The organism is Petropleomorpha daqingensis, assembly GCF_013408985.1.
GTDB classification, from domain to species: Bacteria; Actinomycetota; Actinomycetes; order Mycobacteriales; family Geodermatophilaceae; genus Petropleomorpha; species Petropleomorpha daqingensis.
The window spans coordinates 53,823-78,238 of sequence record NZ_JACBZT010000001.1; the positions used below are offsets into that span (position 1 = coordinate 53,823).

Below are 24,416 nucleotides of genomic sequence, written 5' to 3' on the forward strand. Positions count from 1 at the left end.
ACCTCGGGCAGCGAACTGAACAGAACGACCCCAGGAGGTTGACACCAGCCATGGCCATGCTGACCGCCTACGACCCGTTCGCCGCCACCACCAGCGCCTTCCGGCTGCTGGACCAGCTCTCCGGGCGGATGGGCACGGCACGCCCGCTCTCCGGGATGCCGATGGACGCCTACAAGGTCGGCGACAACTTCGTCGCCCACTTCGACCTGCCCGGCGTCGACCCCGGCTCGATCGACCTGTCGATCGAGGGGCAGACCCTCACCGTCACCGCGGAGCGCTCGGTGCCGCAGCTCGAGAACGCCGAGTGGACCGTCGCCGAGCGGCCCTACGGCAGCTACACGCGGCAGCTCGTGCTCGGCCGGAGCCTGGACACCGACCGGCTGGAGGCCAGCTACCACGACGGCGTGCTCACCGTGAGCATCCCGGTCGCCGAGAAGGCGCGCTCCCGCAAGATCCAGGTCACCCGCGCCGACGCGCCGACCCCGGTCGAGGGCAGGACCATCGAGCACGAGAACCCGGCCGTCGAGGCCTGACGGCCTGTCCCAGGGGCCGGACCCGACCCGTCGGGTCCGGCCCCTGGCCTTTTCCGCATCGAGAGGAGCCCGTCGTGGCGGAGGAACCGGACGCGCTGAGCCGGCTGGACGACCCCGACTACCCGGCCCTCACGATGAGCCAGGCCGCCGAGCTCCTCGGCGTGCAGCAGGCCTTCCTGCGCTCGCTGGACAGCTCGGGGGTCCTCGAGCCGCACCGCTCCCCCGGCGGTCACCGCCGCTACTCCCGCGCGCAGCTCGCCGTCGCCGCCCGCATGCGCGGCCTCGTGGACGACGGCCACTCCGTCGCCTCCGCCGAGACGATCATCAACCTGCAGGACGAGCTCGCCGAAGCCCGCGCCGACCTCGCCCGTCTGGAGGACCAGCAGCGTCAGGAACCCTAGGGGGGTATAGTACCGAGGCGTGACGACCGACGAGACCAGCGCCCACTACGGGTACATCTCCAAGAAGTCCGACTACCTGACGCGGCTGCGGCGCATCGAGGGCCAGGCCCGCGGCCTGCAGCGCATGGTCGAGGACGAGAAATACTGCATCGACATCCTGACGCAGGTCTCCGCGATGACGAAGGCGCTGCAGTCGGTCGCGCTCGGCCTGCTCGAGGAGCACCTGAGCCACTGCGTCGTCTCCGCCGCCCAGACCGGCGGACCCGAGGCCGACGAGAAGGTCCGCGAGGCCGCCGACGCCATCGCGCGCCTCGTCCGGTCCTGACCCCGATCCGAGAGGAACCCATGAGCACCGCCACGTACACCGTCACCGGCATGACCTGCGCCCACTGCGTCAGCGCGGTCACCGAGGAGGTCGGCGCCGTCCCCGGTGTCACCGAGGTCGTGGTCGACCTCGAGTCGGGCAGCCTGACGGTCAGCAGCGAGAGCCCCGTGGACGACGACGCGGTCGCCGCCGCGGTCGACGAGGCCGGCTACGCGCTCGCCGGGCGCTGAACGACCGATGCGGACCACGGGCGAGGACGCGCAGACCACCGAACTGCTGATCGGTGGCATGACCTGCGCGTCCTGCGCCGCCCGGATCGAGAAGAAGCTCAACCGGCTCGACGGAGTCACCGCCACGGTCAACTACGCCACCGAGAAGGCGCAGGTCAGCTACGGGGGCGGCGTCACGCCCGACGACCTGATCGCCACCGTCGAGAAGACCGGCTACACCGCGGCGCTCCCCCGGCCCGAGCCCGAGGAGCAGCACGACAGCGGGGCCCGGCGGCTCGTCGTCTCGGCGGTGCTCAGCCTGCCGGTCGTCCTCGTCGGGATGATCCCGGCGCTGCACGTCGCCGGCTGGCAGTGGCTCTCCCTCGCGCTCGCGACTCCGGTCGTCTTCTGGGGCGGCCTGCCGTTCCACCGCGCGACCTGGACCAACCTCCGCCACGGAGCCGCGACCATGGACACGCTGGTGTCCCTCGGCACCCTGGCCGCCTATTTCTGGTCGCTGGTCGTGCTGGTCGCCGGCACCGACGCCGAGCTGTACTTCGAGGCGGCCGCGGTCGTCACCACGTTCCTGCTCGCCGGGCGCTGGCTGGAGGCCCGCGCCAAGCGGCGGGCCGGCGCAGCCCTCCGCGCGCTGCTGGAACTGGGGGCCAAGGAGGTCTCCGTCCTCCGCGACGGCGCCGAGGTCCGCGTCCCCGTCGGCCAACTGGCGGTCGGGGACCTGTTCGTCGTCCGGCCGGGCGAGAAGATCGCCGCCGACGGCGAGGTGACCGAGGGCTCGTCCGCCGTCGACGCCTCGATGCTCACCGGCGAGTCGGTGCCGGTGGAGGTCGGCCCCGGTGACGCCGTCGTCGGCGCGACCGTGAACGCGGGTGGGCGGCTCGTCGTCCGGGCGACGCGGATCGGGTCGGAGACCCAGCTCGCGCAGATGGCGCAGCTGGTCGAGGAGGCGCAGAACGGCAAGGCCGAGGTGCAGCGCCTGGCCGACCGGATCTCCGGCGTCTTCGTGCCGATCGTGCTGGTCGTCGCCCTGGGCACGCTCGCCGGCTGGCTGCTCGCCGGCGGCGGCGCGTCGGCCGCGTTCACCGCCGCGGTCGCCGTCCTGATCATCGCCTGCCCCTGCGCGCTGGGGCTGGCCACGCCGACCGCGCTCATGGTCGGCACCGGCCGCGGCGCGCAGCTGGGCATCCTGATCAAGGGCCCGGAGGTGCTGGAGTCCACGCGCCGGGTCGACACCGTCGTCCTGGACAAGACCGGCACCGTCACCAGCGGCCGGATGACCCTGCTCGACGTCGTGCCCGCCCCGGGCGAGGACGGCGACGAGCTGCTCCGCGTGGCCGGCGCCCTGGAGGCCGCATCGGAGCACCCGATCGCGCAGGCCGTCGCCCGGGCGGCGGCCGACCGCGGCCCGCTGCCGGCGGTGGACGGCTTCGCCAACGTCGAGGGCCTCGGCGTGCGGGGCACGATCGAGGGCCGGGCCGTCGTCGTCGGCCGCCCGCGGCTGGTCGACGCCGTCCTGCCGCCGGACCTGGACGACGCCCGGCAGCAGGCCGAGGACGAGGGGCGCACCGCCATCGCGGTGGCCTGGGACGGCGTCGCCCGCGGCGTGCTGGTCGTCGCCGACGCGGTCAAGCCGACGTCCGCCGCGGCGGTCCGGCAGCTGAAGGACCTGGGACTGCGCCCCGTGCTGCTCACCGGCGACAACGCGGCCGCCGCGCGGTCGGTCGCGGCGGGCGTCGGCATCGACGAGGTGATCGCCGAGGTGCTGCCGGCCGACAAGGTCGACGTGGTCAAGCGGCTGCAGGCCGACGGCGCCACGGTGGCCATGGTCGGCGACGGGGTGAACGACGCCGCCGCGCTCGCCCAGGCCGACCTGGGGCTGGCGATGGGCACCGGCACCGACGTCGCCATCGAGGCCAGCGACCTGACCCTGGTGCGCGGCGACCTGCGGGCCGCGGCCGACGCGATCCGGCTCTCCCGCCGGACGCTGGCCACGATCAAGGGCAACCTGTTCTGGGCGTTCGCCTACAACGTGGCCGCGATCCCGCTGGCCGCCGCCGGGCTGCTCGACCCGATGATCGCCGGCGCGGCGATGGCGTTCAGCTCGGTCTTCGTGGTCACCAACAGCCTGCGGCTGCGCCGGTTCGCCCCCCTGGCCGAGAACCGGGCCGAGGACCGGGCGCCTACCGTCGAGGGGTGATCATCCCCGACCAGACCGGTCGCACCGCGGTCGTCACCGGCGCGAACAGCGGTCTCGGCCTCGCCAGCGCCCGCGCCCTGGCGGCGGCGGGCGCGCACGTCGTCCTCGCCGTCCGGGACGTCGCCAAGGGTGAGGCGGCCGACGTCCCGGGCGACGTCGAGGTGCGCCGGCTCGACCTCGCCGACCTCGAGTCCGTCCGTGGCTTCGCCGAGGCGTGGACCGGCGAGCTCGACCTGCTGATCAACAACGCCGGGATCATGGCGGTGCCCGCCGGTGTCACCGTCGACGGCTTCGAGCTGCAGTTCGGGACCAACCACCTCGGGCACTTCGCGCTGACCAACCTGCTGCTGCCGTCGATCACCGACCGCGTGGTCACGCTCTCCTCGCTGATGCACCGGTTCGGCAGCATCGCGATGCAGGACCTCAACTGGCAGCAGCGCCCCTACAACGCCGAGCGCGCGTACGGGCAGTCGAAGCTGTCCAACCTGCTGTTCACCCTCGAGCTGCAGCGCCGGCTGACCGCGGCCGGCTCCCCGGTGCGCGCGCTGGCGGCGCACCCGGGGTGGGCGGCGACCAATCTGCAGAGCCACTCAGGCAGCCGGGTCAAGGACGGCGCCATGGCGCTGGGCAACGCGGTGCTGGGCGGCAGCGCCGATCGCGGCGCCGTCCCGACCCTCTACGCCGCGACCGCGGACCTCCCCGGCGGCAGCTACGTCGGCCCGCGCTACGGCCTGGTCGGCCCGCCGGCCCGGGTCAGCCGCAGCAAGGGCGCCAAGGACCTCGACCTGGCGCGCCGGCTGTGGGAGGCGTCGGCCGAGCTGACCGGCATCGACTTCCCGGCGTCGCTCAGGGCGTGACCAGCCGCACGAACCGGCGGAGCTCGCCGACCAGCAGGTCCGGGATCTCCATCGCCGGGAAGTGCCCGCCGCGCTCGAACTCGGTCCACGAGACGAGGTCGACCGCGGCCTCCATGGCCGTGCGCGGCGGCCGGGCCAGGTCGTGGGGCAGCACGGCGACGCCGGTGGGCACGCCCCGCGCCCACTCCGGCGTCGGGGCGTGCTGGCGCTCCCAGTAGATCTGCGCCGACGACGGGCCGGTGCGGGTGAACCAGTACACGGCCGCGTTCGCCAGCAGCTGGTCCTCGTCGATGTCGCTCGCCGGGTCGGTCCACTCGGCGAAGCGCTCGGCGATCCACGCGAGCAGCCCGGCCGGTGAGTCGGTGAGCGCCGGGGCGAGCGACAGCGGCCGGGTCGACTGCAGCTTGTTGTAGCCGGCGAGGTCGCGGCCGTAGCGCTCCCACGCCTCCGCCGCGGCGGGGTCTTCGGAGACGTCCACGCCCGGCGTCATCGTCACGTGCAGGCCGAGCACCGAGCCGCCGTCCACCCGGGCGACGTCCCGCCCGACGTGGGAGCCCCAGTCGCCGCCGTGGACGACGTATCGCTCGTAGCCCAGCCGGTGCACCAGCTCGGCGACCGCCCGGGCCATGCGCTCCGGCGTCCAGCCGCCGTCCGGAGTGGGCCCGGAGAAGCCGAACCCGGGCAGCGACGGGACGACGAGGTGGAAGTCCTCCGCGAGCGGCCCGAGCACCTGCAGGAACTCCACGACCGAGCCGGGCCAGCCGTGCAGCAGCACCAGCGGGACGGCGTCCGGGTCGGCCGAGCGCACGTGCAGCGCGTGCACCCGCGTGCCGTCGATGTCGGCGACCACCTGCGGGAACGCGTCGAGCCGCGCCTCCCACGTGCGCCAGTCCCACGACGTCGCCCAGCGCTCGGTCAGCTCGCGCACCCGCCCCACCGGGATGCCGCGCTCCCCGGGCAGCTCCTGCTGCACCGGCCAGCGGGTGCGCGCGAGTCGTTCGCGCAGGTCGTCGACGTCGGCCTGCGGGACCTCGATCCGGAAGGGGCGCACCGTCATGCCGCGAGGTTAAGCGCGCGAAACCCCGTCAGAGGACGGCGGGGAGGACGAGCAGCAGCGTCGGGACCAGCAGCAGGAGCGCGGCCGAGGCGAGAGCGGTCCAGCGCGCGGCGGCCGGCAGCGGGGACGGCGGCTCGAGCAGCCGGACGACGCGGGCGCCGACCGCGCTCCCGGCCACCGACAGCGCCCCGGCCGGCACACCTCCCCCGGCGCCGCCGGCCACGGCCACGATCGCCTGCGCCAGGGTCCGGCGGGAGCCGGCGGGCAGCAGCCGCAGCGCGACGTCGTCCGCCCGCATCTCGACCAGCTGCCGCACCGACGCGTGCGCCCGCGCCGCCGCGGGGAGCACCGGCAGCGCCGCCTCCCAGGCGACGAACGGCAGCAGCAGCAGGTGGTGCCGCTCGCGCAGGTGCGCCCGCTCGTGCGCGACGACCGCGTCGAGCTGGGCGTCGTCGAGCTCCTCGACCATCCCGGAGGACAGCACCAGCAGCGGCCGCGCGCCGGGGATGCAGAACGCGACCGGCGCCGGGTGCTCCAGCAGGCGCGCGTCGGGCACCGCGGCCGGCTGCACGATCAGCTCGAGCAGCGCCCGGTGCCGTCGCCGGGTGCGGGCGGTGCGCACCCACGACAGCAGCAGGACGCCGACCAGCTCGACGGCGAGCACCCCGGCCAGCGTGAGCGCGACCCAGTGGTCGCCGCGGACCGGGTCGAGCGCGGCGTGCCCGCGCAGCACCGCCCAGCCGGCCTCGGGCAGCGAGTGCCCCCACGGCGCGAGCCCGTGCACCAGCAGCGCGCCGATGATCGACAGGCCACCGGCCAGGCCGATCGCTTGCCAGCAGACCAGCGCCACCAGCGGGTCGCGCCGCGCCCAGCCGGCCCGGGCCAGGGCGGCGGGCACCGGCCACGCCAGCAGCGCGGCGAGGCACGCGAGGGCCGCCGCCGTGGCGGGCAGCATCAGGCCCCGGCGAGCAGGTCGCGCAGCAGGCGGGCCTCGTCCTCGCTGACGCTGCCGACGAACCGGGCCAGCACGGCCTGCCGGTCGGCGGCCTGCCCGAGCACCTCGTGCATGAGCTCGGCGGCGTGCTCCTCGCGGCTCGCGCGTGCGGCGAAGCGCCGTGGCCGGGCGTCGTCGTGCGCGACGAAGCCCTTCTGCTCCAGGCGGGTCAGCACCGTGTGCACGGTGGTGAGCGCGACGCCGCGGTCGGCCAACTGGTCGCGCAGCGTCGTCGCCGCGAGCGGCTCGCCGGCCGCCCACAGCCGCTCCATCACGGCGCGCTCCAGGTCACCGAGCGAGGCCACGAGCCCTCCTGTCCGACACGTCACACAGCGTGTCTTCTACGTTCTGTAGAAAAGTGTCTTCTACGCGGCGTAGAAAGAACGTGTCGATCGTACGACAGAGGGAGAACCCCGCGGTGGACGTGCTCGAGATCGCCCGGTGGCAGTTCGGAATCACGACCGTCTACCACTTCCTGATGGTCCCGCTGACCCTCGGCCTGGGAGTCCTGGTCGCGGTGATGCACACCCTCTGGGTGCGGACCGGCAAGCCCGAGTGGCTGCGGATGACCCGCTTCTGGGGCCGGATCTACCTGATCAACTTCGCCCTCGGCGTGGCCACCGGACTGGTCCAGGAGTTCCAGTTCGGTCTCGCCTGGAGCGAGTACTCGAAGTTCGTCGGCGACGTCTTCGGCTCGCTGCTGGCCATGGAGGCGCTGCTCGCGTTCTTCCTCGAGTCGACGTTCCTCGGCTTGTGGATCTTCGGCTGGAACCGCCTGCCGAAGAAACTGCACCTCGCCTCCCTGTGGGCGGCGGTGGTCGGCTCGTGGATCAGCGCGTACTTCATCATCGCGGCCAACTCGTGGATGCAGCACCCGGTCGGCGTCGTGCTCACCGAGGACGGCCGGCCGCGCCAGGTCGACTTCCTCGCCGTCCTGACCAACAACACTGCGCTGGCCGCCTACAGCCACACGATCGTCGCCGCGCTGATGGTCGCCGGCTCCCTGCTGGTCGGCATCGGCCTGTGGCACCTGCGCAAGCGGAAGCTCGCCGGGCAGCCGACCACCGACGTCGACCACGTCGTGTGGCGCCGTTCGGTCCGGCTCGGCGGCTGGGTCACGCTCGCTGCGTTCCTGCTGGTCGCGCTCACCGGGGACTTCCAGGGCAAGCTCATGTACGAGCAGCAGCCGCTGAAGATGAGCTCGGCCGAGGCGCTGTGCGAGACCGAGGCTCCGGCGCCGTTCTCGATCTTCGCGTTCGGCAAGCTCGGGTCCAACGAGTGCGACGACGTCCACTCGTTCACCGTCCCGGGGCTGCTGTCCTTCCTCGCGCACAACGACTTCTCCACCGCCGTGCCCGGCGTCAACGAGCTGCAGGAGAAGTACGCCGCGGTCTACGGCGCGACCTACCCCGACGACCCGTCGTTCGGCGACAAGGCCGGGCAGCCGATCGACTACACGCCGGTGCTCGCGGTGACCTACTGGGGCTTCCGGCTGATGGTCGGGATGGGCGCGGTGTCGGCAGCGGTCGCGGCCTACGCGCTGTGGTCGACCCGCGGCGGCCGGGTGCCGACCTGGCGGATCGGCGTGTACGGGTCGCTGCTCGCCGTGGGCGCACCGTTCGTCGCCAACGCGGCCGGCTGGATCTTCACCGAGATGGGTCGCCAGCCGTTCGTCGTCGTCCCCAACCCGGACGTGCCGGTCGGCGAGCAGGTCTACTTCTTCACCGCCCAGGCCGTCTCCCCGGGCATCTCCGCCGCCGAGGTGCTGACCTCGCTGATCACGCTCGGCGTCGTCTACGGCGTGCTCGCGGTCATCGAGCTCGGCCTGATCACCCGCTTCGTCCGCAAGGGCGTCGCCCAGCAGCCCTCCCCCACCCCGGGGACGCCGCCCGAGGGCGCACCCGAGTCCGACGACGTCCTCTCGTTCGCCTACTAGGAGCCGACCGTGGATCTCCAGACGATCTGGTTCGCCGCCGTCGCCGTGCTGTGGACCGGCTTCCTCCTCCTCGAGGGCTTCGATCTCGGCGTGGCCGCGCTGCTGCCGGTGCTCGGGCGCACCCGCTCCGAGAAGCACCTGATGCTGCGCACCATCGGCCCGCTCTGGGACGGCAACGAGGTGTGGCTGATCACCGCGGCCGGCGCGATCTTCGCGGCCTTCCCCGGCTGGTACGCCACCTGGCTGCCGGCGCTGTACCTGCCGTTCGTGCTGGTGCTGCTCGGGCTGATCGTGCGGGCGGTGGCGTTCGAGTGGCGGCACTCCCGCTCGGAGGAGCGCTGGGACACGGCCTGGACGAACGTCATCACCGGCGGCTCGCTGGTCGCGGGGCTCGGGGTCGGCGCGGCGCTGGGGGCGACGACCCTGGGACTGCCCATCGGCGCGGACGGCGAGCGGGTCGGCGGCGCGTTCTCGGGCCTCGGCTGGCCGGCGCTGCTCGGCGCGGTCGCGGTCGCCGGGTTCGCCCTCGTGCACGGCGCGCTGTTCCTCGCGCTGAAGTCCGACGGGCCGGTGCGGCTGCGGGCGCGGGCGTTCGCGCTGCGCTGGTCGCCGGTCGCGGCGCTGCCGCTGCTCGCATGGGCGGGTCTGGTGCAGCTGCGCGAGGGGACGGCGGTCACCGCGGTGCTGTGGGTCGTGGCCGCGCTGGCCGTGCTCCTCACGTGGACGCGGATCAGGGTCGACCGCGAGGGGCAGGCCTTCGCCGGCTGGGCGCTCGTGCTGGTCGCCTCGGCCGCGACGCTCTTCGGCGCGGCGTACCCGGTGGTCATCCCCTCGACGGTCGACCCGGCGTTCGACCTCACCGTCGGCCAGGCCTCGGTCAGCGACTACACGCTCACCGTGATGACCTGGGTCGCCGGCGTCGGGCTGCCGGTCGTGCTCGCCTACCAGGCCTGGACGTACTGGGTGTTCCGCAAGCGGCTGTCCGCCGAGCCGGTGCACGCATGAGCTCGCGGGGACCGCTCGGGGCGCTGACCGGCGTCCCGGGACTGCGCGGCGCCCTGGTGCGGTCCGCGTTCGCCGCCCTGGCCTCGACGGTGGGGCTCGTGCTGCTGGCCGGCGGGCTGGCGACGGCGCTCGCCCGGATCGCGGATCTTGCTCCTGGCCCCGCCTCGGTCCCTCTGGCGGTCGCCGTGGCCGGGGTCGCGCTGCGGTCGATCGCGGGAACCGTCGGCGAGGCGCTGGCCGCCCGCGACGCCCGCCGGGCCGAGGACGCGCTGCGCCGGTCGCTGGTCGCCCGGCTGGCCGGCTCGCCGGCCGCGGTCGAGGCGGCGGGCGGTCCCGGTCCGGCCGCCGTCCTGGCCACCACCCGGCTGGCCGACCTCGGCCCGGGGCTGGCCACGTTCCTGCCGGCGTTCGCGCAGACCGTCGTCGTCCCGCCGGTGCTGCTGCTGGTGCTGGCCCGGCTCGACCTGCTCTCGGCGGTGCTGGTCGCCGCGACCCTGCCGCTGGTGCCGCTGTTCATGGTGCTGGTCGGCAAGCACACCCGGGACGGGACGACGTCCGCCGCCCGCGCGCTGGACCGGATCGCCGGGCACGTCGCCGAGCTGGTCCGCGGCCTGCCGGTGCTGGTCGGCCTCGGCCGTGCCGCCGACCAGGCCGCCGCGCTCGCCTCGCTGGGCGAGGCCTCGCGGCGGAAGACGCTGGCCACGCTGCGGATCGCGTTCCTCTCGGCGCTGGTGCTCGAGCTGATCGCCACGCTGTCGGTCGCGCTGGTCGCGGTCACCGTCGGCCTGCGGCTGGTGCACGGTGAGATGACGCTGGCCGTCGGGCTGACCGCGCTGCTGCTCGCGCCGGAGGCGTTCGCCCCGCTGCGCGCGGTGGGTGCGGCGCACCACGCGAACGAGGCGGCGTCGCTCGCGGCCGCCGAGGCGCGCGCGGTGCTGGCCGCGCCGGCGGTGCCGTCGGTGGTGCGCGGCGGTCCGGACGACGACCCGCGCGGGGCCGACGTGGCCGTCTCCGGCCTCTCGGTGCGCTACCCGGGACGGTCGCGGGCCGCGCTGCCGCCGGTCGACCTCGCCGTCCGGCCCGGGGAGCTGGTCGCCCTGCGCGGCGCCAGCGGATCGGGCAAGTCGACGCTGCTCGCCGTCCTGGCCGGGCTGCTGCCGCCCTCTGCGCTCGTCTCCGGGGAGGTCAGCGGGCTCGGCGCCGTGGCCTCCGTGCCGCAGCACCCGCGGACCACCGGGGCGACCGTGGCCGACGAGCTGCGGCGGCACGGCGCCGACCCCGACGACCTCGCTGTGGTCCTGGCGCGGGTGGGCGCGTCGGCGCTGGCCGATCGGGCGTGCACGAGCCTCTCCCCCGGTGAGCTGCAGCGGATCGCGCTGGCCCGCGCGCTGGTGCGGATCCGCCGCGGCGCGCGGCTGCTGCTGCTCGACGAGCCGACCGCGCACCTGGACGACGCCGCCGCGGCGACCGTGGCCCGGGTGCTCGCCGACCTGCGCGGCACGGTGACGACGGTGCTGGTCACCCACGACCCGGCGCTCGCCGCGCTCGCCGACCGCACCGTGACGCTGCCGACCATGCCGGCAGAAGTCGCGACTCCTGCCGTCCGCGGCACCGTTGCGGAGGCTCAGAGCGCAGAAAACCTGCGCGCTGAGCCTCCGAAGCGGCGGGCGATGGCGCGGGCGGTCGTGGCCGGGGCGCTGTCCTCGGGCGCCGGCGTCGCGCTGACCGCGCTGTCCGGGTGGCTGATCGTGCGGGCCGCGCAGATGCCGCCGATCCTCACGCTGCTGGTGGCCATCGTCGGCGTCCGCGCGTTCAGCGTCGGCCGGGCCGGTCTGCGCTGGGTGGAGCGGATGACCGCGCACGACGCCGCCCTGCGGGAGGCCGCGGACACCCGGGTCCGGGTCTGGCGGGCGCTGGCCGCGCAGGGGCTCGCCGCCGACCGCACGCCGGGCGCCGCTCTGGCGCGGGTGGTCGGGGACGTCGGCCTGGTGCAGGACCTCTCGGTGCGGGTCCGGCCGCCGCTGCTCGTCGCGGCCAGCGTGCTCACCGGCACCGTCGCCGCCCTGGCGCTGCTCGACCCGTGGGCCGCGGCGGGGATCGCCGTCGTCCTGGCGTCGACCGTCGGGCTCGTCGTGCTCGCCCACCGGCGGGTGGACGCCGGCGCCGCACGCCGGGACGGCGCCCTTCGGGTGGCCGCGCTGCAGGAGACCGCCACCGTGCTCGAGGGCGCCGGCGACCTGCGGGCGCACGGCCTGGCCGCCCGGACAGCGGAGGACCTCGCCGCGCTCGCCGACCGGCAGGGGTCCGCGCAGCGGGTCGGTGCCCGGGCCGCCGCGGTCGGCAACGGCCTCGTCGTGCTCGGCACCGGACTGGCCGCGGTGGTCGCCGCCGCGATCGGTGCCGCGGGCACGCTGGACGGGCCTGGGGTCGCCGTCCTGGCCCTCGCGCCGCTCGCGCTCACCGAGCCGCTGGCGGGGGTCGTCTCGGCCCTGCAGCGGCGCGGCGCCCTGGCCGACGCGCGCACCCGGCTCGACGCCGTCCTCACCGCCCCGGTGCCGGCCGACCCGGCCGACCCGGTGCCGGCGCCGCGCACCGTCACCGAGCTGGCCGTGCGCGACCTCGCGGCCGGGTGGCCCGGCGGCCCCGACGTCCTGGCCCACCTCGACGCCGACGCCGGGACCGACGGCTGGCTGGTCGTGCGCGGCCCGTCCGGCGCGGGCAAGTCGACGTTCCTGGCCGTCCTCATGGCGGCGCTGCGGCCGCGGGCCGGGGACTACGCGCTTGGGGACGTCGACACGGCGCGGATCGCCGGCGACGACCTGCGGGCCCGCATGGCGTGGCTGCCGCAGGAGTCGCACGTGTTCGCCTCGAGCATCCGGGCCAACCTGGCCGTGGCCGCCCCGCGCGGCGGGCTGGCCGGGCCGGACGGCGAGGCGCGGATGCGGGCCGCGCTGACCGCGAGCGGCCTCGGCGACCTGCTCGTCGGCCTTCCCGACGGCCTCGACACCCAGGTCGGCGCGGGCGGCACCGCGCTGTCGGGCGGCGAGCGGCGGCGGCTGGCCGCGGCCCGCGCGCTGCTGGCCGACCGCGACGTCGTCCTCCTCGACGAGCCGACCGCGCACCTGGACCCGCCGACGGCGGCCGCGCTGGTGCGCGATCTGCGCCGCGCGCTCGCCGGCCGCGTGGTGGTCTGCGTCACGCACGACGACGACGTGGCTGGTCCGGGCGACGCCGAGATCCGGCTCGGCGCGCACGCCGGCCTGGCGGGAACGGGACGACGCCCCGGCGCGTGAGATCAGGCGTGGACGGAGTCCGGCTGATCCTGAATGCGATCTGGTTCGTGCTGCACGGCTGGCTGCTGGCCCTGGCCTATCTGCTGGCCGGGCTGCTCGCCTGCCTGCTGATCGTCACGATCCCGTTCGGCATCGCCTGCTTCCGGCTGGCCGGCTTCGCCGCGCTGCCGTTCGGGCGGACGACGGTGTCGACCCCCGGCGCCGGGGTCGGGTCGGCGCTGGGCAACGTGCTGTGGTTCCTGCTGATCGGCTGGTGGCTGTCGCTGCTGCACATCGTGGCCGGCATCGCCTACTGCGTGACGATCATCGGCATCCCGTTCGGCCTCGCGCTGTTCAAGCTCGCCCTCGTCGGGCTGTTCCCGCTCGGCAAGCAGGTCGTCCACAGCGACGCACCGGTGTCCTACGTCCACGCCGGCGCCACCGTGGCGGCGCCGGCGCGGTGAGTCACTCGCCCAGGAAGGCCAGCAGGTCCTGGGTGAACTCCTTGTCGTGGGCGCCGGTCAGGCCGTGCGGAGCGCCCGGGTAGACCTTGAGCCGGCCCTGCGACAGCTGCTCGGCCGTCCTCGGGGCCGCTGAGGCGAACGGCACGATCTGGTCGTCGTTCCCGTGCGCCACGAGGACCGGGATGTCGATCTTGGCGAGGTCGTCGGTGAAGTCGGTCTCCGAGAACGCCTTGATGCAGTCGTACGAGGGGACGACACCGGCCTGCATGGACCACAGCCAGAACGCGTCCTTCGCCCCTTGGGAGACGGTGGCGCCGTCCCGGTTGGCGCCGTAGAACGGCACGGCGAGGTCCTTGTAGAACTGGGAGCGGTCACCCGCCACGCCGGCCCGGAGCTCGTCGAACACCTCGATCGGGAGCGCCTCCGGGTTGTCCTCGGTCCGCAGCCTCAGGGGCGGGACGGCGCTCAGCAGGACGGCGGACCGGACCCGGTCTGCCCCGTGCCGGCTGAGGTACCGGACCACCTCGCCCCCGCCGGTGGAGTGCCCGACCAGGGTCGCGTCGTGCAGGTCGAGGGCCTCGATGACCGCGGCGAGGTCGTCGGCGTAGGTGTCCATGTCGTTGCCGGTGGACGTCTGCGTCGACCGGCCGTGGCCCCGCCGGTCGTGCGCGACCCCTCGGTAGCCGGCGGCGGCGACCGCCTGCAGCTGCGTGTCCCACGCATCGGCGTTCAGCGGCCAGCCGTGGCTGAAGACGACCGGGCGTCCGCTCCCCCAGTCCTTGTAGAAGATCTCGACGCCGTCCCGTGCGGGAACGAAGGGCATGGCTGGCTCCTCTGGCAGTTGCGGCCGCTACCGGTTCCGGACGCCGACGCTAGGGGCGGCCCGGCGGATGTTCTGGTCCCTGCCTGCCAGGTGCCTGCTCGTGGCTGCCTCTTTACAGCGCAGGAGCGGTCCCACCACGATCGTCGCTACCGAAGGCAGCGTCGCCCTCCGTCCTCCGAGGAGGCCCCGTGGTCACGCTGCTCGACACCGCCGCCCTCCCGGCCCTCGACCGCCGCCCGGCGTTCACCGCGGCGATGGCCGAGGCGACGATGCCCTCCACCGTGCGGGTCCACGAGATCGACCGGCCGTGGACCGCCCGGCTGGACGCCTGGGACCTCGGTGGGCTGCCGGTGCTGCGTTCCGAGGTGTCCGGCGGCCTGTCGCTGGTGCGCCCGCAGCGGCTGCTGCGGTCGGGGGAGGACGAGATCCTGTCCGTCTCGGTGCAGGAGCGCGGCACCGGCCTGCATGCGCAGTTCGGAGGCCAGCGCGCCGTTCCGGCCGGCGCGCTGGCGATCACCGAGCTCACCGCGCCCTACGAGTACCGATGGCACGGCGCCGGTGCCGGCCGTGCGGTGCACGTCCCGATCCGCCGTCTGGGCATGTCCGTCGACACCATCCGTGCGGCTGCACCGCTGATCTGGCGCAGCCCCCTGTACGCGCTGGTCGGGGCGCACGTGGACGCCGTGACGCGCAACGCCGAACGGTGGGAGACCGACCCGGGAGCGGCGGCGCTCGCCGACGCGACGATCGCTCTGGTCCGGGCGCTGCTGGCCTCCACGGTCGAGGACCGGGCTGCGGCGGCCGACACCCTGCTGGTGCGGGTGCGCGCTTACGTCCGCGCACATCTCGACGATCCGGACCTCTCGCCCGAACGGATCGCCCGCGCGCATGCCGTCTCCGTGCGCTCCCTCTACCGGCTCTGCCGGGACGCCGGCCTGAGCCTGGAGCAGTCGATCATCGAGCAGCGGCTGGCCGGCGCCTCCGCCGACCTGGCCGACCCGGCCGGCCGGCACCGGTCGATCGCCCTCGTGGCCCGCCGCTGGGGGTTCGCCGACCCGTCACACTTCAGCCGTCGATTCCGTGAGGCGTACGGGATGACTCCGCGGGAGTGGCGCCGGGAAGCGGGTCAGCGGGTGCCGCGGTAGCGGACGAGCACCCCGCTGCCCTGGGTGCGCGCCGCGGCCAGGCACAGCAGCGCCCGCCGGCGGACCTCCGCCGCGTCCAGCCCCCGCTCCAGAGCGACGACCCCGGCGGCCGCGGCGATGCCCGTGATGACGCCTCCGACCGCGCCGACCAGGCGGCGGACGGCGACCTCGGCGGCATCCACGTCGCCGTCGACGAGCACCGCGAACTCCGCGGCGCCCTCACGGGCCAGCCAGTCGTCGGCGCGCAGGCCACCGGCCAGCAGCGCGGTCACGGTCGCGAGCACGGCGGGCGAGGTCGGCCAGCCGTCGTCGCGGCGCAGCAGGCCGATCACGGCGAGCGTCACCGGCTGTTCGTCGACGACGGCCAGCGCACCGTCGAGCCGGTCCAGCAGCGCCGCCGGCCCCGGCAGCAGGCTGTCCTCGGCGAACGGCTCGCCGGAGAGGACGGCGTCGACCGACGACGCGACCTCGGGCACGAGTGGGAAAGACATGAGGACGTTCTCGGTCCCGCACGGGTGGCTTTCAGCGGAACCGGACGGTTTCCCCCGAAAGGGGTTACTCCGCGGGGACGTCGACCGGGATCTCGGTGCCGAGCGTCGCGTCCTGCAGCAGCTCGAGGTCGTCGCCGGACCAGAAGCTGCCCGGGTCGTACCAGTTGCGCGGCCGCTCGGCCGGCAGCAGGCCCATCGCGGTGTACGTGGCGGCGACCAGCTCGGCGCAGTAGACGGTCTCGCTCGCCGTGCCGCGCCGCAGCCGCCCGTTCACCCAGCCGGTGGCCAGGCCGCGGGTGGTCGGGAACGGCTTGCCGTCGAGCCGGGCGATGGTCCGCAGGACGGCGTCCTCCATCTCTGGGGGAACCCCGCCGTCGTCGGCCGGGCCGACCAGCTGGCGCAGCCAGGCGCGCTGGCCGTAGCGCCGGCGCCAGGTGAGGACGGCGTCGCGCAGGTCGTGCAGCTGCACGCCGCGGTGGTGGTCGCCGGTCCACGCGTCGGGCAGCGACTTGCCGAGCTCGGCGTGCCAGAGCAGCGGCGGCAGGTCCTCCAGGACGACGGCCATGCCGACGTGGTTGACCGGCGCGTTGGTGACCGTCTGGATGACCCGGTCGGCCGCCGAGCCGCCGCGGAAGACCCAGACGTCACCGGTGCGGGTCAGCTCGACCGCCTCGTCCAGCGGCAGCGCACGGGAACGGGACACGGCGCTAGGTTAGTGATCATGCGCGTCTGGAAGGTGCTGGGACTGGCCGGGCTCGCCGGGGTGGCGGCCACCGGCGCCGTCCTGGCCCGCAACGAGCGGCAGCGGCGCGCCTACACGCCCGACGACGTCCGGGCCCGGTTGCACGAACGCCACGAGGCGCTCGAGGCCGTGCCCGACCCGGCTCCGGAACCCGCGGCGCCGACCGCCGCGGAGCTCACCGCCGGGCGCACCCACCGCCTCGCGCGGGTCCTCCGCCGTCCCTGAGCGGAGTGCCACGGCGCGGATCCCGCGCCCGTGGCACTCCACCTAGTCGCTGTCGGGGACGAGCGCGGTCAGCTCGCGCACGTAGACGCCGGTGCCGTGCCCGAAGCCGGACACCATCGGCTGCAGGCGGCCGACACCGGCCACGGCGCGGTCGAGCAGGGTCCGCAGCCGCGGGACCCGCACCCGCCGGCCGGAGATGGTGAGCACGAGGAAACCGGCGACCAGCGCCATCAGCGCCACGGAACCGACCGCGACCGGCAGGCCCGCGGTCTGCGCGAGCAGCCCGATCGCCGGCGGACCGCCGAGCAGGCCCGTGTAGCCCACCGTGGTGGCCAGGGCGATGCCCTTCGCGCCGCCGAGCAGGCCCGCGCGGCCGATCGCCAGCGGGAAGACGTTGGCCAGGCCCAGCCCGACGAGCACGAACCCACCCAGGGCGACGCCGAGGGACGACGTCGTCACCGCCGCGAGCGCGCCGACGGCGGCCAGCACCGTGCCGCCGACCAGCAGCCGCCGCTCCCCCATCGCCTGCAGCAGCCGGCCGCCGACCAGCCGCCCGACCGCCATGGCGAGGGAGAACCCGGCGTAACCCGCCGCCGCGACGGTGGCCGGCGCGGCGAGCTGCTCGCGCAGCAGCAGGGCGCCCCAGTCGGTGAGCGCGCCCTCCCCGAATGCGGTGCAGCCGGCGATCGCACCGAGGACGACGAGAACCGCGGTGGACCGCCGGGTCGGTCCGTCGGTGCGGTCGCCGGTCCGCGGCCGGGGCACGTGCCGCCGGGCACCCACCAGGGTCGGCAGGGCCCAGGCGCTGACGAACAGACCCGCGGCGGCGACCAGCGCGAGGTGCGCGCTCACCCCGAGGACCGCGGACACGGCGCCGCCCAGCAGCGCGCCGCCGAGCCCGCCGAGGCTGAAGCCGGCGTGCAGCCCGGACAGAATCGGCCGGCCCACCTGGTCCTCGACCTCGACGCCGACCGAGTTCGCGGCGACGTTGACCATGCCGGTGGCCGCGCCGAACAGGAACAGCGAGAAGCAGAGAGCGGGGAGGCTCGACACCAGGCCGGGCAGGATCGCTCCGGCGGAGACGGCGACCGCGGCGACGGCGGCCACCCGACCGGCACCGAACCGGGCGCACCAGGCGCCGGTGACGCGCATGGAGACCAGCGCGCCCGACGACAGGCACAGCAGGGCGACGCCGAGCGTGCTGTGCGAGGCGCCGACCTGGGCGGCCACGTCGGGCACGCGGGAGGCCCAGCTGCCGAACACCGCGCCGTCCAGCACGAACAGCACGGTCACCGCGGCCCGCAGCCGCTGCACGGAGGGCTGCGGCGCCTTCTGCGCGGTCGCGCGGACCAGCCCGGCGACCGGTTCGCGGGCGCGTGTCAGCAAGGAAGGAGTCGTCATGGGAGTTCTCTCGGGGAGGGCGAGGGGGCAAAGGGCAGAGCACACGACCTCGGGCACCCGTTGTCTCCACGGTGCCCCAGGTCCTGTGTCGCTTCACGTCCCCGACCGGTGAACTTCCCGTGACTCGAACCACGGTCGCGTCACAGGAGCCGCTCCCCTGCTCACGGGGAACGGCTCCTGTGCGGGCGGTCTCGAGTCGTCTACGACGTCCGCGCGGGATCGCGTCCCGCGAGCCCGAGGGCGCGGTCGAAGGCCGGGGCGTCGGCCGGCACCGGGACCTCGGGGCCGTACCAGCCGCCGTCGCGGCCCATCTGGGCCATGCCCTCGACCGCGGCGAGGACGACGGAGCCGACGTCGTCGGGCACCTCGTAGCGCGCGCCCACGGACCGGGCGACGTCCCACCCGTGGACGGCGAACTCCGCGAGCATCATCGGCCCGACCACCGACGCCGGCATGGACGTGGTGCCCATGACCGTGTCGCCGTCCCAGGCGCCGGGTGCGGCCCACGCGTCGGCGGCCGCCAGCAGCTCCTTCTCGATCGCCGGCGCCCACTGCGCGGGCTCGAGGCCGGCCAGGTAGGGCGGGGGCTCGGGCTTGCTCCAGTCGCGGTCCAGCGGCGTCCGCTCGGCGGCGCTCCGCGAGAGAGCGGCGCCCCACGCGAGGTGGTCGACGAGGGTCTTCAGGTCGTAGTCCGCGCAGGGGGTGGGCGCCGACCAGCGGTCCGGGCCGATGGCGGCGACGGCGGACGCGGCCAGCTCCGCCGCGGTCCGCACCAACGGGGCGTCGCGGTGCGCAGTCGTGTTCGTCATGCCCCCAGCCCACCCGGGCGGGCGAGCGCCGGTCTTGAAGATTCGCGACAGAATGCCGTGGTGAGCCGCCTGCCGCCGACCGGGAACTGGCGCGGGATCGTGCACCCCCGCGCCACCGAGGCGGTCTTCGACGTCGCCCAGCACCCGTGCTCGCCAGCCCTGGCGCCGTTCGTCACCTACCTCTGGACCGTCGAGTGGGATCTGCCCGAGGGCCGCCGGCACGTGCAGCGGATCCTGCCCAACCCCTCGGTGCACCTGTCGTTCGAGCCGGACCGCTCCCGGGTCACCGGTCCGCTGCGCCGCTCGACCAACGGCTACGAGCTGACCGGTCGCGGCCGGGTCGTGGGGGTGCGCTTCCGGCCGGGTGGCGCGCGGCCGTGGCTGTCCGGGCCGGTCTCGGCGCTGGCCGACACGGAGGTGCCGGTGACGGAGCTGGTCGCGCTGGACGCAGGAGAAGTCCGGGCCCGGGCGCAGGAGGCGCCCGACGCGGCGACGGCGGCAGCACTGGTGGACGACGTCCTCGCGCCGCTGTGCCCGCCGCCGGATCCCGCGGTCGACCGGGCCGACGAGCTGGTGCGGCTGGTGGACGCCGAGCCGGGGATCCGCCGCGTGGAGGACCTCGCCGCCCGGCTGGCCACGACGCCGCGCAGCCTCCAGCGCTTCTGCGCCGAGTGGATCGGCGTCGGCCCGAAGGAGCTGGTGCGGTGGGCGCGGCTGCACGAGGCGGCCGGCCGCGCCGCCGCGGGCCCGGTCGACTGGGCCGCGCTCGCCGCCGAGCTCGGCTACGCCGACCAGGCGCACCTGGTCCGCGACTTCACCCGCGTGGTCGGCGAACCGCCCGCCCGCTACGCCCGAACAGAGACCGGCTGAGGCTGCCGAGAAGGCGATCCGTGCACGCTGGGACGGCGTGTCCCGCCGTGTCGCGGGCACGGAGTGCCTTCTCGGCCAGGTCGGCCACGACTCAGATGCTGCGCCAGCGGCCGTGGGTGGCGTTGCCCTCCGGCTGCGACTCGAAGACGTTGCCGACCTTCGGCCCGATCGAGTCGCGGGCGGTCGCGGCCAGGTCCATCAGCGGCGTCACCAGCAGGTCGTAGAGCCCGGGCAGGAACCGGAACCCGGCGGTGATCAGCGGGTTGAGGACGCCGGCCTGCACGAGCCGCCGCGGTCGGTCCACCGCGCCGATCACCTTCCGCGCGACCCGCTCCGGCGAGTACACCGGCGGCGGCGGACGGCCGGTGCTGCCCATGTAGGAGGCGCCCTGCACGTAGATCGGCGTGTTCACCCCGCCGGGTGCGACGGCGGTGACCGAGACGCCCGGTGCGTCGCGCACCTCCTGCTGGAGCACCCGGACCAGGCCGAGCTGCCCCCACTTGGCGGCGATGTAGCTGCCCATCTGCGGGGCTGCGACCGACGCGAGCAGCGAGCTGACCACCACCAGCGAGCCGGACTCCTGGCGGCGGAACACCGGCAGCACGGCCCGCGCCACGTTCGCCGTCCCGTGCATCGCGGTGTCGACGACCGCCTCGTAGACCTTCGCCGGCACCTCCTCGATCCGGCCGTACGCCATCACCTGCGCGGCGTGCACGACGGCGTCCAGCCGCCCGGATCGGGCGACGGTCGACTGGACCACCGCCCGGACCGCGTCCTCGTCGGTGACGTCGGCCGGGCAGACGACGGCCTCGGCGGCGCCCGCGGCACGCACCTCCGCGGCGGCCTCCTCGAGCGCCGGGCGTCCGCGGGCCACCAGGACGACGACCGCCCCGCGCTCGCCGAACTGCCGGGCGGTCGCACGGCCGATGCCGGACGAGGCGCCGGTGACGAGCACGGTCTGCGGCATGCGGGCACTCCCTCGGTCTCGGGTGGGTTGTGCACGACCTACCCGACGCCCGCAGGTTCACGCCCCGGTCAGGCGAACAGATTCGCCCACGGCCGGACGCGCCACTCCTCCACCATCCCGGCGCGGACGAACGGGTCGCCCTCGGCGAACGCCCGCGCGTCCTCCTCGCTGCCCAGGATGCCCATCGTGCGCAGCGGCTCGTCGCCCAGGAAGGCGCCGGCCATGAGCAGGACGCCCTGCGCGTGCAGCTCCCGGGACCGCGCGACGTGCGCCGCGAGGTCCTGCGGCGCCGACGCCTGCACCTCGGCGAACGACCGGTACCGCGTCGTCATCGTCAGGACGTAGAACCTCGGCACACCCGTCAGCTCGATGCCCATGGCGACAGGCTGGCAGCAGCCACCGGCATCAGCCCAGCAGGTCCAGCAGCCAGCCCGGTCCCACGACGGGCACGCCGTCCGGGAGCCGCGCCCGCAGCCCGCGGTCGGCGGTGACCACCAGCAGGGCCTCCCCGCCGGCGGCGAGCTCCGCGGCTGTCGCGGCCAGGGCGTCGTCCCCGCTGCCGGGTGCGCGCACCACCCGCACGCCGTCGGGCGCCGCGGCGGCCCGCGCCTGCCCCTCGACGACGGCGACCACCTCGCGCACCGTCAGCTCCCCGCCGCCCGGCGCGGGCGCGGTGCGCCCGGGCAGGACGGCGAGGCGGGTCAGCAGGCGCTCGGTGGCACCGGCGCGGTCGCGCCACCAGCCGTCCGGCCGCGCGCCGACGACGTTCGCGGCGTCCACCAGCAGCACGGTCATGGCGACGGCCCTACCCCGCATCCCCCGATCAGGCGACACGGAGGCCGTTTTCGCAGGTCGCGCACGGGGAACCCACGACCGACCCCCCGCGACCGAGGAGGCTCGCATGGCAACGACGCAGGAACCCGCAGGCACGGACCCCACGGCGTCCACCACGACGACCGAGGGAGCGCACGCCACCCGCGGTGCTGCCCGCGACGCGGTCGCCGCGCAACGCGCCCGCTTCGGCGGCATCAAGTGGGGAGCGGCGTTCTTCGGCTGGCTGTCGGCCAACGGCCTGGCCGTCGTGCTCATCGCGCTGCTGTCCGCGGCCGGTGTGGCGATCGGCCTGACCAACGGCGTCGACACCGCCGACGAGGCGGCCGCGCAGGCCGACACCCTCGGCATCGCCGGCGGGATCGCCGTCCTGGTCGTCCTGTTCCTGGCCTACCTGGCCGGCGGCTACGTGGCCGGGCGGATGGCCCGCTTCGACGGCGTCCGGCAGGGGCTGGCCGTCTGGGTGATCGGGCTGGTCGTCGTCCTGCTGCTGGCGCTGGCCGGCGCCGTCCTGGGCGCGCAGTACAACGTGCTCGAGCAGCTGAACCTGCCGCGCATCCCGGTCGACGAGGGTGCCGCGACCACCGCCGCGATCATCACGCTCGTGGCGATCCTCGTGGTCACGCTCGTGGGCGCGGTGCTCGGCGGCAAGCTCGGCGACCGCTACCACCGGCGGATCGACCGGGCCGGTTTCGTCGTCTGAGGTCCGTAGGCTGCCGGCCATGTGCCGGAACATCCGACCGCTGGCCAACTTCGAGCCGCCGGTGACGACCGACGAGATCCAGGCGGCCGCGTTGCAGTACGTCCGCAAGATCAGCGGGACGACGCGGCCGTCGCAGGTCAACACCGCCGCGTTCGAGCACGCCGTCGCCGAGGTCGCCGCTGCCTCGGCGCGGCTGCTCGACGCGCTGGTGACGACGGCGCCGCCCAAGGACCGCGAGGTCGAGGCGGCCAAGGCGCGGCAGCGGGCCGCCGTCCGCTACGGCACCGCTTAGAACCGCATGGCCGCCGGCACCGAGCACGAGGGACGGGAGCGCGAGACCCGCTCGCAGCGGATCAACCGCGAGCTGATCGAGCTGCTCAACGAGCTGCGGGTCGCGCTGCCGGGTGTCCAGTTCCTCTTCGCGTTCCTCCTCGTCGTCCCCTTCCAGCAGCGCGGCGGCCAGACCACCGACTTCCAGCGCGACGTCTACTTCGTGACCCTGGTGGCCGCGGCCGTGGCCACCGCGCTGCTCATCGCGCCGGCGGCGCAGCACCGCGTGCTGTTCCGCCAGCACGACAAGGAGCGGCTGCTCAGGCGCAGCAGCCTCATGGCCTACGCGGGGTTGCTCGTGCTCGCGGTCGCGATCGCGTCCGCGGTGCTGCTCGTCGTCGACGTCCTGTTCGGCCGGGCCCGCGCCTGGTGGACCGCCGGCCTGATCGAGGTGCTGCTCGTCTACCTCTGGGTCGTCGTGCCGTTCGTACAGCGATCGCGGGGCGAGATCGAGTCGCTCGACGACAACCCCGACGATTAGGCGGTGACCGAACCAGTTCTCCGCCAGGCCCCCTTCGCCGAGCTGACCGGGCTGGAGGTGTACGGCCTGTGCCGGCTGCGGGTCGACGTCTTCGTCGTGGAGCAGCAGTGCCCCTACCCCGAGCTCGACGGCCGCGACGTGGAGCCGACGACGGTGCACCTGTGGTTCGAGGCCGACGGGGTGCCGGTCGCCACGATCCGCGTGCTGCGCGAGGAGACCGGCTGGGCGATCGGCCGGGTGGCCACCGCGGCGGCCTGGCGCGGCCGGGGCCTGGCCGCGCAGCTGATGACCGCCGGTATGGCGCTGTGCGGCGACGAGCCGATCGTGCTCGGTGCCCAGGCCTACCTGGAGGGCTGGTACGAGCGCTTCGGATTCCGGCGCAGCGGGCCGGACTACGTCGAGGACGGCATCCCGCACCTGCCGATGCGGCGAGGCTGATGCCGGCCGACGGGTCCCCCCGTCCTCCCGGCGCCCCCGTGACGCCGGGAGGACGCCCGTGGCCATGGCGAGACTATCGAAGACGATGCTGTTCCGCTTCGTCTGCTTCCGACGAACCGCACCGCCGGATCGGTCAGCTGAGCACAGAAAGCGCCGAAGCGGCGGCGATTTGTACCGTCAAGGGGTGACACCGATGGACGACGCCGCGCTACTGCGCACCGCGGCCGAGCGGCTCACCGCCCTCGCCGCGCGCAGCACCGCCGGCGACTGGCGTGTCGGCGGCCTGCTCGCCAGCCGCCCCGAGGTCGTCGCGCACCGCCCGGACGGCGGCTCCGAGCACGTCGCCGAGGCGCGGGCGGCCAGCGCCGGGTGGATCGCCGGCCTCTCCCCCGCCGTCGCCGTCCCGCTGGCCGACCTGCTGCGCGCCGCCGCCGATCGCCCGGAACCAGGGGAGCCGGCGCTCCGCCTCGCGCGGCTGCTCCTCGAGCGGCTCGGCGGGGATCACCAGGCGACGCCCGGCTCGTAGCTGCCGAAGCTCCACTCCCCGCCCTCGGGGTCGAGCACCCGGGCCCGCCGGGTCCCCCACTCGGTGTGCTCCGGGCCGAACACCGAGCGGCCGCCGGCCGCCACCGCGCGGTCGTGGCAGCGGTCGACGTCGTCCACCAGCAGGTAGAGACCGTCGCCCGTCGAGCTGCCGACCAGCGGCGCGCGCACGTACTCCGCGTCGGCGGAGGCGATCATCAGGACGACGTCCCCGAGCCGGACCTCGCTGTGGAGCACCCGGCCGCCCTCGTCGTCCTGGCGCCGGACCACGTCGAACCCGAGAGCGGTCAGCCAGTCGAGGACGGCCGGGGCGTCGCGGTAACTGCGGTAGGCGAAGAGCCGCGCCATG

30 protein-coding genes are annotated in these 24,416 nt (G+C 75.1%); 18 read left to right on the plus strand and 12 right to left on the minus strand.

Translation table 11 applies throughout. The features are described from left to right. Positions 1 to 50 precede the first annotated feature (50 nt). The 6 genes from GGQ55_RS00285 (at position 51) to GGQ55_RS00310 (ending at position 4,540) form a co-directional block, all read left to right on the plus strand. Entirely contained in the window at positions 51 to 533 is a 483-nt protein-coding gene (locus GGQ55_RS00285) for an Hsp20/alpha crystallin family protein (protein ID WP_179714575.1), read from the plus strand. Positions 534 to 607: 74 nt separating this feature from the next. Then, positions 608 to 934 carry a MerR family transcriptional regulator gene (locus tag GGQ55_RS00290; protein WP_366488470.1) on the plus strand — a complete coding sequence of 109 codons (327 nt, stop codon included), beginning with the start codon at positions 608 to 610 and terminating at the stop codon, positions 932 to 934. A gap of 19 nt (positions 935 to 953) precedes the next feature. Beyond that, positions 954 to 1,259 carry a metal-sensitive transcriptional regulator gene (locus GGQ55_RS00295; protein ID WP_179714576.1) on the plus strand — a complete coding sequence of 102 codons (306 nt, stop codon included), beginning with the start codon at positions 954 to 956 and terminating at the stop codon, positions 1,257 to 1,259. A 20-nt stretch (positions 1,260 to 1,279) separates the two neighbouring features. After that, positions 1,280 to 1,489, plus strand: a complete 210-nt coding sequence (locus GGQ55_RS00300; RefSeq protein WP_179714577.1) for a heavy-metal-associated domain-containing protein — start codon at positions 1,280 to 1,282, stop codon at positions 1,487 to 1,489. A gap of 7 nt (positions 1,490 to 1,496) precedes the next feature. Further along, positions 1,497 to 3,683: a heavy metal translocating P-type ATPase gene (locus tag GGQ55_RS00305; RefSeq protein ID WP_179714578.1), complete on the plus strand. Its 2,187-nt coding sequence runs from the start codon at positions 1,497 to 1,499 to the stop codon at positions 3,681 to 3,683. Beyond that, positions 3,680 to 4,540 (plus strand): oxidoreductase, encoded by an 861-nt coding sequence (locus GGQ55_RS00310; RefSeq protein ID WP_179714579.1) that lies wholly within the window; start codon positions 3,680 to 3,682, stop codon positions 4,538 to 4,540. The genes GGQ55_RS00305 and GGQ55_RS00310 overlap by 4 nt, the downstream gene beginning before the upstream one ends. On the opposite strand, the gene GGQ55_RS00315 is transcribed toward GGQ55_RS00310, so the two are convergent. The 3 genes from GGQ55_RS00315 to GGQ55_RS00325 are packed head-to-tail and all read right to left on the minus strand — an operon-like array spanning position 4,530 to position 6,896. Further along, entirely contained in the window at positions 4,530 to 5,597 is a 1,068-nt protein-coding gene (locus GGQ55_RS00315) for an epoxide hydrolase family protein (RefSeq protein WP_179714580.1), read from the minus strand. The genes GGQ55_RS00310 and GGQ55_RS00315 overlap by 11 nt on opposite strands. Before the next feature lie 28 nt (positions 5,598 to 5,625). Beyond that, positions 5,626 to 6,552 (minus strand): M48 family metalloprotease, encoded by a 927-nt coding sequence (locus tag GGQ55_RS00320; RefSeq protein WP_179714581.1) that lies wholly within the window; start codon positions 6,550 to 6,552, stop codon positions 5,626 to 5,628. Then, positions 6,552 to 6,896: a BlaI/MecI/CopY family transcriptional regulator gene (locus GGQ55_RS00325; RefSeq protein ID WP_179714582.1), complete on the minus strand. Its 345-nt coding sequence runs from the start codon at positions 6,894 to 6,896 to the stop codon at positions 6,552 to 6,554. Before GGQ55_RS00325 ends, GGQ55_RS00320 begins: the two co-directional genes overlap by 1 nt. A 113-nt stretch (positions 6,897 to 7,009) precedes the next feature. Here GGQ55_RS00325 and GGQ55_RS00330 point away from each other — a divergent pair, with 113 nt between their 5' ends. From GGQ55_RS00330 to GGQ55_RS00345, 4 genes are read left to right on the plus strand one after another with little or no spacing between them, the layout of a single operon-like run. Further along, the gene (locus tag GGQ55_RS00330) at positions 7,010 to 8,527 is read left to right on the plus strand and encodes a cytochrome ubiquinol oxidase subunit I (RefSeq protein ID WP_179714583.1); all 1,518 of its coding nucleotides are present in this window, start codon (positions 7,010 to 7,012) and stop codon (positions 8,525 to 8,527) included. 9 nt (positions 8,528 to 8,536) lie between these two features. Next, positions 8,537 to 9,532, plus strand: coding sequence for a cytochrome d ubiquinol oxidase subunit II (gene cydB, locus GGQ55_RS00335; protein WP_179714584.1), 996 nt, complete (start codon positions 8,537 to 8,539; stop codon positions 9,530 to 9,532). Further along, a complete protein-coding gene (gene cydC, locus GGQ55_RS00340) occupies positions 9,529 to 12,825 on the plus strand; it encodes a thiol reductant ABC exporter subunit CydC (RefSeq protein WP_179714585.1) in 3,297 nt (1,098 codons plus the stop codon). Before cydB ends, cydC begins: the two co-directional genes overlap by 4 nt. Before the next feature lie 8 nt (positions 12,826 to 12,833). Beyond that, positions 12,834 to 13,268, plus strand: a complete 435-nt coding sequence (locus tag GGQ55_RS00345; RefSeq protein ID WP_366488473.1) for a YccF domain-containing protein — start codon at positions 12,834 to 12,836, stop codon at positions 13,266 to 13,268. A gap of 1 nt (position 13,269) precedes the next feature. Here the strand turns inward: GGQ55_RS00345 and GGQ55_RS00350 are convergent, their stop codons facing one another. After that, the gene (locus tag GGQ55_RS00350) at positions 13,270 to 14,091 is read right to left on the minus strand and encodes an alpha/beta fold hydrolase (RefSeq protein ID WP_179714586.1); all 822 of its coding nucleotides are present in this window, start codon (positions 14,089 to 14,091) and stop codon (positions 13,270 to 13,272) included. Between the two features lie 188 nt (positions 14,092 to 14,279). Here GGQ55_RS00350 and GGQ55_RS00355 point away from each other — a divergent pair, with 188 nt between their 5' ends. Further along, positions 14,280 to 15,236 (plus strand): helix-turn-helix domain-containing protein, encoded by a 957-nt coding sequence (locus GGQ55_RS00355; RefSeq protein ID WP_179714587.1) that lies wholly within the window; start codon positions 14,280 to 14,282, stop codon positions 15,234 to 15,236. On the opposite strand, the gene GGQ55_RS00360 is transcribed toward GGQ55_RS00355, so the two are convergent. Beyond that, positions 15,218 to 15,727, minus strand: a complete 510-nt coding sequence (locus GGQ55_RS00360) for a hypothetical protein (protein ID WP_179714588.1) — start codon at positions 15,725 to 15,727, stop codon at positions 15,218 to 15,220. The two genes, GGQ55_RS00355 and GGQ55_RS00360, sit on opposite strands and share 19 nt — an antisense overlap. A gap of 64 nt (positions 15,728 to 15,791) precedes the next feature. Beyond that, positions 15,792 to 16,430, minus strand: a complete 639-nt coding sequence (locus GGQ55_RS00365; RefSeq protein ID WP_366488476.1) for a hypothetical protein — start codon at positions 16,428 to 16,430, stop codon at positions 15,792 to 15,794. A gap of 18 nt (positions 16,431 to 16,448) precedes the next feature. Between GGQ55_RS00365 and GGQ55_RS00370 the strand changes: the two genes are divergently transcribed. Further along, the gene (locus tag GGQ55_RS00370) at positions 16,449 to 16,694 is read left to right on the plus strand and encodes a hypothetical protein (protein ID WP_179714589.1); all 246 of its coding nucleotides are present in this window, start codon (positions 16,449 to 16,451) and stop codon (positions 16,692 to 16,694) included. A 42-nt stretch (positions 16,695 to 16,736) separates the two neighbouring features. Here GGQ55_RS00370 and GGQ55_RS00375 read toward each other — a convergent pair whose 3' ends face one another. Both GGQ55_RS00375 and GGQ55_RS00380 read right to left on the minus strand, forming a co-directional pair. After that, on the minus strand, positions 16,737 to 18,095 hold the full coding sequence (locus GGQ55_RS00375) for an MFS transporter (RefSeq protein ID WP_179714590.1): 1,359 nt from the start codon (positions 18,093 to 18,095) through the stop codon (positions 16,737 to 16,739). A 200-nt stretch (positions 18,096 to 18,295) separates the two neighbouring features. Continuing rightward, positions 18,296 to 18,904, minus strand: a complete 609-nt coding sequence (locus tag GGQ55_RS00380; RefSeq protein ID WP_179714591.1) for a TIGR03086 family metal-binding protein — start codon at positions 18,902 to 18,904, stop codon at positions 18,296 to 18,298. A 60-nt stretch (positions 18,905 to 18,964) separates the two neighbouring features. Here GGQ55_RS00380 and GGQ55_RS00385 point away from each other — a divergent pair, with 60 nt between their 5' ends. Beyond that, positions 18,965 to 19,774, plus strand: coding sequence for a DUF6597 domain-containing transcriptional factor (locus tag GGQ55_RS00385; protein WP_179714592.1), 810 nt, complete (start codon positions 18,965 to 18,967; stop codon positions 19,772 to 19,774). Between the two features lie 91 nt (positions 19,775 to 19,865). On the opposite strand, the gene GGQ55_RS00390 is transcribed toward GGQ55_RS00385, so the two are convergent. From GGQ55_RS00390 to GGQ55_RS00400, 3 genes are all read right to left on the minus strand, one after another. Next, positions 19,866 to 20,741 (minus strand): SDR family NAD(P)-dependent oxidoreductase, encoded by an 876-nt coding sequence (locus tag GGQ55_RS00390; RefSeq protein ID WP_179714593.1) that lies wholly within the window; start codon positions 20,739 to 20,741, stop codon positions 19,866 to 19,868. A gap of 68 nt (positions 20,742 to 20,809) precedes the next feature. Further along, a complete protein-coding gene (locus tag GGQ55_RS00395; protein WP_246323737.1) occupies positions 20,810 to 21,118 on the minus strand; it encodes a YciI family protein in 309 nt (102 codons plus the stop codon). Positions 21,119 to 21,146: 28 nt separating this feature from the next. Beyond that, a complete protein-coding gene (locus GGQ55_RS00400; protein ID WP_179714594.1) occupies positions 21,147 to 21,536 on the minus strand; it encodes a hypothetical protein in 390 nt (129 codons plus the stop codon). 106 nt (positions 21,537 to 21,642) lie between these two features. Between GGQ55_RS00400 and GGQ55_RS00405 the strand changes: the two genes are divergently transcribed. From GGQ55_RS00405 to GGQ55_RS00425, 5 genes are all read left to right on the plus strand, one after another. Further along, positions 21,643 to 22,275, plus strand: coding sequence for a hypothetical protein (locus GGQ55_RS00405; RefSeq protein WP_179714595.1), 633 nt, complete (start codon positions 21,643 to 21,645; stop codon positions 22,273 to 22,275). Between the two features lie 19 nt (positions 22,276 to 22,294). Continuing rightward, positions 22,295 to 22,567, plus strand: coding sequence for a DUF2277 domain-containing protein (locus GGQ55_RS00410; protein ID WP_179714596.1), 273 nt, complete (start codon positions 22,295 to 22,297; stop codon positions 22,565 to 22,567). A 6-nt stretch (positions 22,568 to 22,573) separates the two neighbouring features. Then, the gene (locus GGQ55_RS00415) at positions 22,574 to 23,086 is read left to right on the plus strand and encodes a DUF6328 family protein (protein WP_179714597.1); all 513 of its coding nucleotides are present in this window, start codon (positions 22,574 to 22,576) and stop codon (positions 23,084 to 23,086) included. Positions 23,087 to 23,089: 3 nt separating this feature from the next. Then, positions 23,090 to 23,524 carry a GNAT family N-acetyltransferase gene (locus GGQ55_RS00420; protein ID WP_179714598.1) on the plus strand — a complete coding sequence of 145 codons (435 nt, stop codon included), beginning with the start codon at positions 23,090 to 23,092 and terminating at the stop codon, positions 23,522 to 23,524. A gap of 193 nt (positions 23,525 to 23,717) precedes the next feature. After that, complete coding sequence (locus tag GGQ55_RS00425) at positions 23,718 to 24,050, plus strand: hypothetical protein (protein ID WP_179722067.1); 333 nt, start codon at positions 23,718 to 23,720, stop codon at positions 24,048 to 24,050. Here the strand turns inward: GGQ55_RS00425 and GGQ55_RS00430 are convergent. Beyond that, positions 24,026 to 24,415, minus strand: coding sequence for a VOC family protein (locus GGQ55_RS00430; protein ID WP_179714599.1), 390 nt, complete (start codon positions 24,413 to 24,415; stop codon positions 24,026 to 24,028). The two genes, GGQ55_RS00425 and GGQ55_RS00430, sit on opposite strands and share 25 nt — an antisense overlap. Between the last annotated feature and the right edge of the window lies 1 nt (position 24,416).